Consider the following 9817-nt stretch of genomic DNA (forward strand, 5'->3'; position numbering starts at 1 on the left):
CGACCAGCGGTCAGGCCCGGCCACGCTCATGGCAATCGTGGCCGGGCCTTGCGATGCTCGTCGCTGCCGCGCCATCCCGGGAACCCAAACGCAAGGAAGACCCCCGTGTTCGATCTCATCGTCCGCAACTGCACCCTGCCCGACGGCCGCAGCGGCCTCGACATCGCCATCCGCGACGGCCGCATCGTCGCCCTGCAGCCGGCGCTGGCCGCCAGCGCCGCCGAGGAGCTGGACGCCGCCGGCCAGCTGGTCAGCCCGCCCTTCGTCGACGCCCACTTCCACATGGACGCCACCCTGTCCTACGGCCTGCCGCGGGTCAACGCCTCCGGCACTCTGCTCGAAGGCATCGCCCTGTGGGGCGAGCTGAAGCCGCAGCTGACCCAGGAGGCGCTGGTCGAGCGCGCCCTGCAGTACTGCGACTGGGCGGTGGCCAAGGGCCTGCTGGCGATCCGCAGCCATGTCGACGTCTGCGATCCGCGCCTGCTGGCGGTGGAAGCGCTGCTGCAGGTCAAGGCGACGGTGAAGCCCTGGCTGGACCTGCAACTGGTCGCCTTCCCGCAGGACGGCCTGCTGCGCAGCGCCGGCGCGCTGGACAACCTCAAGCGCGCGCTGGACCTGGGCGTCGAGGTGGTCGGCGGCATCCCGCACTTCGAGCGCACCATGGCCGACGGCGCCGAGTCGGTGCGCATCCTCTGCGAACTGGCCGCCGAACGCGGCCTGCGCGTCGACATGCACTGCGACGAGTCGGACGACCCGCTGTCGCGGCACATCGAGACGCTCGCCAGCCACACCCAGCGCCTCGGCCTCGGCGGCCGGGTCACCGGCTCGCACCTGACCTCGATGCACTCGATGGACAACTACTACGTCTCCAAGCTGCTGCCGCTGCTGGCCGAGGCCGGCGTCGCCGCGGTGGCCAACCCGCTGATCAACATCACCCTGCAGGGCCGCCACGACAGCTACCCGAAGCGCCGCGGCATGACCCGGGTGCCCGAACTGCTCGCCGCCGGCATTCCGGTCGCCTTCGGCCACGACTGCGTGATGGACCCCTGGTACAGCCTGGGCAGCGCCGACATGCTGGAGGTCGCCCACATGGGCCTGCATGTGGCGCAGATGACCGGCCAGGAGGCCATGCGCGCCTGCTTCGCCGCGGTCACCAGCACGCCCGCGGCGATCCTCGGCCTGGACGGCTACGGCCTGGAACCCGGCTGCCGCGCCGACCTGGTGCTGCTGCAGGCGCGCGACCCGATCGAGGCGATCCGCCTGCGCGCCACCCGCCTGGCGGTGGTGCGCGGCGGGCGCATCGTGGCCCGTACGCCGCCGGCAGTGGCCAGGCTGGCCCTGCCGGGGCGGCCGGCGACGGTGGACTGGCAGACCGGCCGTCCCTGAAGGTGCCGCGCGGACGGCTCTTGCCGCCAGGCCCGGTTTTGACAGGGGGATGTGGCGCTCCTACGCTGCTCATGCATCGACTCGATGCATGAGTGTGCAGGCCTGCCGCGAGCAAGGTGTCGTTGGGCCCTGCCGTGGCTGCGGCTGGTGCGGTTGTCGGGGTGTCGAGGCGGTGTTCCAGGGCGATTCCCGCGGGGGCGAGTCGGGTCGTCCTTGTTCGGGCAATCCAGGGTCGGTTCGTTCTCGGTGGCTGCGCTGCAGCTCCGGCCGACCCGCAACGAGGAACACGTCATGAAATCGCTACTGCTGGCCCTGTTGACCGTGCTGCCCGCGTCCACCGCGCTGGCCGCGGACCCCGAGGTGCCCTATCCGACCGGCTATCGGCACTGGCATCACGTCAAGAGCATGGTGATCGAGCAGGGCCACCCGCTGTTCGAGGCCTTCGGCGGCATCCATCACCTGTATGCCAATGCGGCGGCCCTGGAAGGCTATCAGGCCGGCAAGTTTCCCGATGGCGCGGTGATCGTCTTCGACCTGCTGGAAGCCCAGCGCGCCGACAGCGCGGTGACCGAGGGCGCGCGCAAGGTGGTCGGGGTGATGCACAAGGATGCGCAGAAGTACGCCGCCACCGGCGGCTGGGGTTTCGAAGGCTTCGCCGGCGGCGATCCGACCAAGCGCACCGTGGGTGCCGACGCGGCGACCGCCTGCTATGCCTGCCATGCTCCCGAGAAGGACCACGACTACGTGTTCAGCCGTCCGCGCGATTGAGTTCGCCCGGCGCGGCGGGGCGGTCATGGCCATCAGTCACGCTGCGCGCCTGCGCGCACCGTGCAGCCTCGCGCCTATCGCCGGCGGCGAGCCGCGCCGGCCGGCCGCGCCATGAGCCGCGCCATCATCCTGCGCAGCCTGCTGTTCGCCCTGCTCTGGTGGGTGCTGGTGGAAGGGCGCGCGGACAGCTGGGGCCTCGGCGTGCTCGCGGTCTTCGCGGCCCTGTGGGCGAGCCTGCGCCTGCTCCCCCCCGGATCGCGGCGCATCAGCCTGGCGGGTCTGCTCGGCTATCTGACCTTCTTCGTCTGGAACTCGGCGCGCGGCGGGGCACAGGTCTCGTGGATGGCCTTGCGTGGCCGCCAGACGCTGCAGCCAGCCATACTGGAGTGGAAGCTGGGCTTGCCGCCCGGCGCGCCCAGCGTGCTGTTGCTCAACACGCTGGGGCTGATGCCCGGCACGCTCGGGGTGGAGCTGCGCGACGACCGCTTGCGCATTCATGTGGTCGATGAACGGCTGCCGATCCTCGCCGAGGTCGAGGTGCTGGAAGCGCACATTGCACGGATGTTCGGAGTCAGCCAATGACCGGATTCGAGTTGCCCATCGCGCTGTTCCTGCTGGTCAACCTGCTGGTGGCGCTGTTCGCCGCCGCGCGCGGGCCGACCGCCGCCGACCGCATGCTGGTGGCGCTGCTGTTCGGCACCACCGGGGTCGGCATCCTCGTGCTGCTGGCCCATGGGGGCGGAGGAGGGCCGTTCGTCGACGTGGCGCTGGTCATCGCGTTGCTGGCCGCGATCACCGGCATCGCCTTCGCCAGGCGCGCCTGGCACCGCAGGGAGCACCCCGATGCTTGAGCTTGCCAGCAGCGGCCTGCTCTGCGCCGGTGCCTTCTTCTATTTCGCCGGCACCCTCGGCCTGCTGCGTTTTCCCGATGTCTATTGCCGGCTGCATGCGCTGGCCAAGGCGGACAACCTCGGCCTCGGCTGCCTGCTGCTGGGGCTGGCTCTGCAGGCGGACAGCCTGGCCGCCGCGCTGAAACTGCTGCTGATCTGGCCGCTGTGGCTCGCCGCCAGTGCGGGGGTCAGCTATGCGATCGCCCGCCGTGCCGATGCGCTGGGCATCGTCCCCTGGCGCAAGGAGCAGCCGTGAGCCTCGCCCTCGGCTTCGACCTGCTGCTGGGCTGCGCCCTGCTGTGGAGCGCCTGGCGCGCCCTCGCGGCGCCCGGACTCGACCGCGCGGTGGTGATGTTCATCGTCTTCGGCCTGCTGATGGCGCTGGCCTGGGCGCGGCTGCAGGCCCCGGATATCGGCCTGGCGGAGGCGGCCATCGGCGCGGGACTGACCGGCGCGCTGCTGCTCGACGCCTATGGCACCCTGCGCCGGCGCGACACGGACCAGGAGGGCTCATGAAACGCCTGGCCGGCATGCTCGGCGCGCTGCTCTTCAGCCTGGGGCTGATCGGCGCCCTGTTCGAGCTGCCCCCGGCGGCGATCGATCTGCGCCCCGCCGTGGCCAGCAACCTGGCGGCCAGCGGCGTGGCGCATCCGGTCACCGCCGTGCTGCTCAACTACCGCGGCTACGACACCCTGCTGGAAATCGCCGTGCTGCTGCTCGCCCTGTTCGCGCTGCTCGCCCTCGGCCTCGAACGCCGGCTGTGCGCCCTGAGCTCCTTCGAGCCGCCGCTGGCCCTGTTGGCGCGTGTGGCCGCCGCACCGATGGTGGTGGTCGCCGTCTACCTGCTGTGGGCCGGCGCCTTCCGGCCCGGCGGCGCCTTCCAGGCCGGCGCCGTGCTGGCCGCCGCGGCCGTGCTGCTGCATCTCACCGGACTGCTGCCGGGCTGGATGCAGCCGCGTGCCTGGCTGCGCTGGGGGCTGGTCGGCGGCTTCCTGATCTTCCTCGGCGTGGCAGCGGCCATGCTGGCTCGCGGCGCGCTACTGGAGTACCCGCCGGCCCAGGCCGGTGCGCTGATCCTGCTGATCGAGGCCGGCCTGACGCTCTCCCTCGGGTTGATCCTTGGCGGCCTGTTCCTGTTCATGTCCTGCGACGAAGGTGGCGAGCGATGACCAGCGGCCTGCTGTTCGCCATCGTCGGCGTGCTGCTGTTCGCCATGGGCGGTGCTGGCGTGCTGCTCATCGACCACCTGCTGCGGCGCATCCTCGCCTTCAACCTGATGGGCAGCGGCGCCTTCCTGGTCCTGGTCGGCCTGGCCCAGCGCCATGACGTGGCCGATCCGGTACCGCATGCCATGGTGCTGACCGGCATCGTCGTCGCCGTCGCCTCCACCGCGCTGGCCCTCGCCCTGCTGCGCCGCCTGCATGCACTGACGGGCCGTACGCAACTGCCCGAGGTGGACGATGACTGAGCCCGGCACCTGGATGGTCTGGCTGGTCCTGCTGCCGCTCGCCTGGGCCTGCCTGGCCTTCCTGCTCGGCCCGGGGCAGGGCGCGCGGCCGGCGATCATCGGCCTGGCGCTGCAGCTGGGGCTGGCCCTGCTGCTGGCGATCGCGCTGTCCGGCTCGCTCGCCGCCAGCCATGCCGTCGGCGGCTGGCCGGCGCCGCTGGGCATCGCCCTGGCGGCGGACGGCCTGTCGCTGCTGATGCTGCTGCTGGCCCAGCTCATCGCCCTGCCACTGGCCGTCTATGCTCGGGCCTACTATGCCGATGGCAGCGCCGAGGCCGGCTACTTCTGGCCGCTGACCGGCATCCTGATGGCCGGTCTCAATGCGCTGTTTCTTTCCGCCGACCTGTTCAACCTCTACGTCACGCTCGAACTGGTCGGCCTGTCTGCCGTCGGTCTGGTCGCCGCCGGCGGCGGGGCGAGCCAGGTCGCCGCCGCGCTGCGCTACCTGTTCGCCGCCCTGGCCGGCTCCGGCGCTTACCTGCTCGGCGTGGCGCTGATCTATGGCGCCTACGGCACGGTCTCCCTGGCCACCCTCGAGCCGCTGCTGAGCAGCGAGGCGCCGCGCGCCGTGTGGATCGCCGGAGGCCTGATGCTGGTCGGGCTGATGCTCAAGACGGCGCTGTTTCCCTTCCACTACTGGCTGCCGTCCGCCCACGGCGGCGCTCCGGCGCCGGTTTCCGCGCTGCTCTCGGCGCTGGTGGTCAAGGCGTCGTTCTACCTGATCCTGCGCCTGTGGCTGGGGCCGTTCGGCGCCCTCACGGCGCACGTCGAGCTGATCGCCTGGTTGCCCGTGGCACTCGGCTCGGCCGCGATCCTCTGGGGCTCCTGGAAGGCGATCCGCGCGCCGCGCCTGAAGATGCTGATCGCCTATTCGACCGTGGCGCAGCTCGGCTACCTGTTCCTGATCTTTCCGCTGCTCGGCGCCGCCGGGGCGCTGCAGGCCGGCATGATGCATGCCTTCGCCCACGGCCTGGCCAAGGCCGCGATGTTCACGGCGGCGGGCGCACTGATCAAGGCCACCGGGCAGGACACGGTGGCCGGCCTGGCCGGCGTGGCCGGGCGCCGCCCGCTGAGCCTGTATGCCTTCGGGCTGGCCGGCATCACCATCATGGGCCTGCCGCCCTCGTCGGGATTCCTCGCCAAGTGGCTGCTGATCGAGGCGGCGCTGCAGCAGGGGCACTGGATCATCGCCCTGATGGTGCTGGTCGGTGGTCTGCTGGCGACGGCGTACGTGTTCCGCGTGCTGCGCCAGGCCTTCCTGCGTGCGCCGCGGGCCAGCAAGCTGGTGGCGGTGCCGCGCAGCCTGGAACTGATGGCCTTCGTGCTGGCGGCGGCGAGCGTGCTGCTCGGGTTGCGCGGTGTCGAGCTGATGGCGCTGCTGTCCATCGGGAGCGCGGCATGACCGGCCACGAGCTGTTGCCGCTCGCCGTGCTGGCCTCGTCGCTGCTGCCCGGCCTGCTGATCTTCGTCCTGCCGGAAACCCGCCACGGCCTGCGCACCGCGCTCAACCTGTTTGCCGCGATCACCAAGCTGGTGCTGGTCGGCATCCTGATCGCCGGCGTGCATGCCGGCGAGGCCTACCAGGTGCGCTTCGCCGTGCTGCCCGGCCTCGACCTGGCGCTGAATGCCGATGCCCTGGGCATGCTGTTCATCACCCTGTCGGCGATTCTCTGGCTGTTCACCACCCTCTACGCCATCGGCTACCTGGAAGGCAAACCGCACCGCAGCCGCTTCTTCGGCTTCTTCAGCGTCTGCGTCACCGCCACCATGGGCATCGCCATGGCCGCCAACCTGTTCACCTTCTTCGTCTTCTACGAGCTGCTGACCCTGTCCACCTTCCCCCTGGTGGTCCATCGCGGCAGCGCCCAGGCGTTGCGGGCGGGCGCCGTCTACCTGGCCTACACGCTGATCGGCGGTACGCTGCTGCTGACCGGCATCGTCTGGCTGAACCACCTGCTGGGGCATACCGAGTTCGCCCACGGCGGCATCGCGGCGGCCCTGCAGGCCGAGCACGGCGGCGAGCTGCGGATCATCTTCGTGCTGCTGATCGTCGGCCTCGGCGTCAAGGCCGCGCTGGTGCCGCTGCACGGCTGGCTGCCCCTGGCCATGGTCGCCCCGGCGCCCGTCTCGGCCCTGCTGCACGCGGTGGCGGTGGTCAAGGCCGGCGCCTTCGGCATCGCCCGCATCGTCTACGAGGTGTATGGCGTCGAGCTCAGCCAGGCGCTCGGCCTGCTCGCCCCGCTGGCGGTGGTCGCGGCGATCACCATCATCTGGGGCAGTCTGCGCGCGCTGTTCCAGGACGACCTGAAGCGGCGCCTGGCCTACTCGACGGTGAGCCAGGTGTCCTACATCGTCCTCGGCGTCGCCCTGTTCGGCCCCATCGGCAGCGTCGGCGGCCTGGTGCACCTAGTCCACCAGGGCATCATGAAGATCACCCTGTTCTTCTGTGCCGGCAACTACGCCGAGACCCTCGGCATCCACAAGGTCAGCGAGATGGACGGCGCCGGCCGGCGCATGCCGCTGACCACCCTGGCGTTCAGCATCGCCGCGCTGAGCATGATGGGCATGCCGTTCACCGCCGGCGCGGTGAGCAAGGCCTGGCTAATGGAGGGGGCGGCGCTGGCCGGCATGCACTGGGCCATCTGGGTGCTGTGGATCTCCAGCCTGCTCAACGCCGCCTACTTCCTGCCCATCCTCTGGCGCGCCTGGTTCCGCCGCCGGCCCTTCGCCTGGCCGCACGAACCCACCCACACGCGGCAGTGGTACCAGATTGCCTGGCTGCTGCTCCTGCCGCCGCTGGTCACCGCAGGCGCGGTGCTGGCCGCCGGCCTGTTCGCCGACACGGCCTGGAGCCCGCTGGCCTGGGCGCAACTGATTGCCGAGCGGGAATACCAGCGGGAAATACCGTGAGAGCGCGGCCGTCCTATTTGATCAGGTTAAGTATTTCTTTGAATTCCGGTGCTCGGCAGTCTTTAACCAGTTCATACAGGCACATTTCCAAGCCGGTGATTGAAATCCCGTGATTAGCCAGTTTGGTTATCGCGAGTTCTTTGTTGACAAGCTCGCGAGAGGAAATGCAGTCGCTCACCAGATGCACATCGTAGTTCAGGTTTTTCAAGTGAGAGGCTGTCTGGTAGACGCATATGTGAGCTTCTATGCCACAAACGAGCCATGTGTTCCTGCCTGATGCCCGGATGGCGTGCATGAAGCCGGGCTCTTCGCATGCGTCAAAAGTGAACTTGGGGATTGGCTCTTGCTCGACTAGAAGCATGCTGAGTTCGTCAACGGTTGCGCCCAGTTTTTCAGGGTTCTGCTCAAGCCATACTATTGGCAGGTCTAGCGCTTTTGCTCCGTTGATAAGCTTCTGGCAATGTGCAATCAGAGAGTCGCTATTGGATACCAGACGAGCCAGCTTGCCTTGAATGTCGACGATGATAAGGCCTGTGTTCTCTTTGCTCAGCATGTTTTTTCCTTGGAGCGAGTTGTCTTGCATGGTGTATTTTCTCAACCATGCCGTTCTGGAGTATTGCGCTGAAGCACCGTTGCGGCCCGTCAGTGACCCCCAGCGACTGGGGTGCGTACTGCTGCGGTTGGTTATACATGGCGGCGGCCAACGGCTGCCCTAGACGCATTCCAGAAACGCCCTCATCGCGGCGAGAACCGGTTTCTGACCTCTGTCCTGGAGATGCAAGAGGTGACCGACTCCCTTGATCTGGGTACATTGCACATTGCTGAAATTGTGTTGCAGTCAGGCGATTTCCTCATCCGTAATTAGCGCGCCGAGCTTGCTCTCACCCCGTAGAAACAGCACCGGACATTCAATCTTGGACAGGATGTCCTGACAATAGTACCCTTCGGTAAAGCCATCGAAATCGTGTAACAGCGCATTGAAAAAAGTGGGGTCGAGTTGCCACAGACATCCGGCGAAGAACAAAGTCCATGTACTGGTTGCATCGGGGTAATCCTTGTATGCTTCCGCCAGCGCCAAGGATAGTTCTTGTTCCGATTGCGCCGATTTCTTGAGTCTCAGCCAAAGGCCAAACATGTCACGGCTTGAATCGATGACTCTCCTGTAGTTGTCTAAGGTAAGAGGCGAATCCTCGATGATCAAGGCCTTCACCTTGCCTGGGCATCGCGCGGCGACCATGAGCGCGATTACACCTCCGATCGAGTGTCCCACCAGCACCGCGGGCGCGTTCAATCGGCTCAAGAATTCAGCGTTGTCTTCTGCGAAGTCCTGCAGACGATATTTGTTTGGAACCCATCCGGATCGCCCGTTTCCCCGCAGATCCAACGAATAGGTGTGCCATCGTTGTCCCAAGCTCGGAATCAGCGAGAGGTACTCTTGCCAACGCCAAGCTCCGCCATGCAGCATGATCAACGGTTGGTCCGAGGAAGACCCGTAGTCAAGGTAGTTCAGTCTCGCCCCATTTGCGTCAAACCTTCTCTCTCGTGGCATGTGCAACACCGTGGGCCTCATCTTTACCGTGCGGGTTAATCGGGACAACCAGCTGGCATGACGGCAACTGACTGAATTCGGACGCCGGATCACCACAACAAAGGGTTGACGGCCAACGCTGAAGCTAAAGGATGCGCTTTAGCGCGTCCCAGGTGAGCGCCGAGTCAGGCAGAGGAGTCCAGCCGAGCGCAGTGGATGAAGGCTACACGAACAGCGTGGCCGCAAACAAAACGGAAACCACAGGCACGCTACCGCCACCTGCCCTCACCTAATGAGAGTAGCCGAAAAAGGTGGTGCCGCCAGCGGCCTGGAGGCCAGCCCAGTGGCGACGAACCGCAAAAGGAAAGCGGCGCCGGAACGGGCGAATACGTGACGGTAAAACACATGTTGCGAGAGGGTAATCGGAATGGAATGAGACTTTCTGACTTTCATGCCCGCACGTGCAAAAAAAACAATAGCGCCTAACGAAGCTGTAGAAAAAACCCGAAAACACCACTGCCACCTCCCCGCGCCGCGATTTTTTGCGTGCGGCCGGGGTGGGTGATCAACAGGGTGTTCGGGAGTCTCTGGATTGAAAGTCGGCCCGGTTGACGCCCATGCAGAGCTGGCAAGCCCTGGCGATGGGCGCGGTCGGCTCGGTTGCGGGGGACGGCATTCATCGCCAGGCCCTGTGGGTAGCCAGTTTTTCGATGTTGTGGGTCAGGCAATAGAGTTTCCATTGCCCGTCCACACGCGCCCGGCCCCGCAGGGTGAAGCGGTCCAGCCGTTTGTTGTGGCGCAGGTTGCCGAACACCGGTTCCACCGTGG

General features: G+C 67.2%; 13 protein-coding genes. 10 read left to right on the forward strand and 3 right to left on the reverse strand.

From position 1 onward, the window contains the following. Positions 1-105: 105 nt before the first annotated feature. The 10 genes from BM297_RS15230 to BM297_RS15275 all read left to right on the forward strand — a co-directional run bounded on the left by BM297_RS15230 (position 106) and on the right by BM297_RS15275 (position 7461). A complete protein-coding gene (locus BM297_RS15230) occupies positions 106-1386 on the forward strand; it encodes an amidohydrolase family protein (protein WP_092433015.1) in 1281 nt (426 codons plus the stop codon). Positions 1387-1677: 291 nt separating this feature from the next. Continuing rightward, positions 1678-2154 carry a cytochrome P460 family protein gene (locus tag BM297_RS15235; protein ID WP_092433018.1) on the forward strand — a complete coding sequence of 159 codons (477 nt, stop codon included), beginning with the start codon at positions 1678-1680 and terminating at the stop codon, positions 2152-2154. Between the two features lie 111 nt (positions 2155-2265). Beyond that, positions 2266-2736, forward strand: a complete 471-nt coding sequence (locus tag BM297_RS15240; RefSeq protein ID WP_092433020.1) for a Na+/H+ antiporter subunit E — start codon at positions 2266-2268, stop codon at positions 2734-2736. Next, on the forward strand, positions 2733-3005 hold the full coding sequence (locus BM297_RS15245; RefSeq protein WP_092433022.1) for an MrpF/PhaF family protein: 273 nt from the start codon (positions 2733-2735) through the stop codon (positions 3003-3005). Before BM297_RS15240 ends, BM297_RS15245 begins: the two co-directional genes overlap by 4 nt. Further along, positions 2998-3300: a cation:proton antiporter gene (locus BM297_RS15250; protein ID WP_092433024.1), complete on the forward strand. Its 303-nt coding sequence runs from the start codon at positions 2998-3000 to the stop codon at positions 3298-3300. The genes BM297_RS15245 and BM297_RS15250 overlap by 8 nt, the downstream gene beginning before the upstream one ends. After that, complete coding sequence (locus BM297_RS21625) at positions 3297-3560, forward strand: Na(+)/H(+) antiporter subunit B (RefSeq protein ID WP_139231069.1); 264 nt, start codon at positions 3297-3299, stop codon at positions 3558-3560. Before BM297_RS15250 ends, BM297_RS21625 begins: the two co-directional genes overlap by 4 nt. Next, positions 3557-4213, forward strand: coding sequence for an MnhB domain-containing protein (locus BM297_RS15260; protein ID WP_092433025.1), 657 nt, complete (start codon positions 3557-3559; stop codon positions 4211-4213). Before BM297_RS21625 ends, BM297_RS15260 begins: the two co-directional genes overlap by 4 nt. Continuing rightward, on the forward strand, positions 4210-4512 hold the full coding sequence (locus BM297_RS15265; RefSeq protein ID WP_092433027.1) for an NADH-quinone oxidoreductase subunit K: 303 nt from the start codon (positions 4210-4212) through the stop codon (positions 4510-4512). Before BM297_RS15260 ends, BM297_RS15265 begins: the two co-directional genes overlap by 4 nt. Further along, positions 4505-5953 carry a complex I subunit 5 family protein gene (locus tag BM297_RS15270; protein ID WP_092433028.1) on the forward strand — a complete coding sequence of 483 codons (1449 nt, stop codon included), beginning with the start codon at positions 4505-4507 and terminating at the stop codon, positions 5951-5953. The genes BM297_RS15265 and BM297_RS15270 overlap by 8 nt, the downstream gene beginning before the upstream one ends. Beyond that, a complete protein-coding gene (locus tag BM297_RS15275) occupies positions 5950-7461 on the forward strand; it encodes a proton-conducting transporter transmembrane domain-containing protein (RefSeq protein ID WP_092433029.1) in 1512 nt (503 codons plus the stop codon). The genes BM297_RS15270 and BM297_RS15275 overlap by 4 nt, the downstream gene beginning before the upstream one ends. Before the next feature lie 13 nt (positions 7462-7474). Here the strand turns inward: BM297_RS15275 and BM297_RS15280 are convergent, their stop codons facing one another. From BM297_RS15280 to BM297_RS15290, 3 genes are all read right to left on the reverse strand, one after another. Continuing rightward, the gene (locus BM297_RS15280; protein ID WP_092433031.1) at positions 7475-8014 is read right to left on the reverse strand and encodes a hydrolase; all 540 of its coding nucleotides are present in this window, start codon (positions 8012-8014) and stop codon (positions 7475-7477) included. Positions 8015-8299: 285 nt separating this feature from the next. Further along, positions 8300-8926 (reverse strand): alpha/beta fold hydrolase, encoded by a 627-nt coding sequence (locus BM297_RS15285; RefSeq protein ID WP_245768266.1) that lies wholly within the window; start codon positions 8924-8926, stop codon positions 8300-8302. Positions 8927-9665: 739 nt separating this feature from the next. Then, a partial coding sequence (locus BM297_RS15290; RefSeq protein ID WP_175526664.1) for a transposase occupies positions 9666-9817 on the reverse strand: 152 nt, incomplete at its 5' end.

The sequence above is a fragment of the Geopseudomonas sagittaria genome, assembly GCF_900115715.1.
In the GTDB taxonomy this organism is placed as follows: Bacteria; Pseudomonadota; Gammaproteobacteria; order Pseudomonadales; family Pseudomonadaceae; genus Geopseudomonas; species Geopseudomonas sagittaria.

Bases quoted from the DNA above. Each gene is read 5' to 3' on its own strand.
- BM297_RS15235 (WP_092433018.1), top strand. From the start codon at position 1,678: ATGAAATCGCTACTGCTGGCCCTGTTGACCGTGCTGCCCGCGTCCACC.
- BM297_RS15245 (WP_092433022.1), top strand. From the start codon at position 2,733: ATGACCGGATTCGAGTTGCCCATCGCGCTGTTCCTGCTGGTCAACCTG.
- BM297_RS15240 (WP_092433020.1), top strand. From the start codon at position 2,266: ATGAGCCGCGCCATCATCCTGCGCAGCCTGCTGTTCGCCCTGCTCTGG.
- BM297_RS15270 (WP_092433028.1), top strand. From the start codon at position 4,505: ATGACTGAGCCCGGCACCTGGATGGTCTGGCTGGTCCTGCTGCCGCTC.
- BM297_RS15265 (WP_092433027.1), top strand. From the start codon at position 4,210: ATGACCAGCGGCCTGCTGTTCGCCATCGTCGGCGTGCTGCTGTTCGCC.
- BM297_RS15260 (WP_092433025.1), top strand. From the start codon at position 3,557: ATGAAACGCCTGGCCGGCATGCTCGGCGCGCTGCTCTTCAGCCTGGGG.
- BM297_RS15285 (WP_245768266.1), bottom strand. From the start codon at position 8,926: ATGCTGCATGGCGGAGCTTGGCGTTGGCAAGAGTACCTCTCGCTGATT.
- BM297_RS15250 (WP_092433024.1), top strand. From the start codon at position 2,998: ATGCTTGAGCTTGCCAGCAGCGGCCTGCTCTGCGCCGGTGCCTTCTTC.
- BM297_RS15280 (WP_092433031.1), bottom strand. From the start codon at position 8,014: ATGCTGAGCAAAGAGAACACAGGCCTTATCATCGTCGACATTCAAGGC.
- BM297_RS15275 (WP_092433029.1), top strand. From the start codon at position 5,950: ATGACCGGCCACGAGCTGTTGCCGCTCGCCGTGCTGGCCTCGTCGCTG.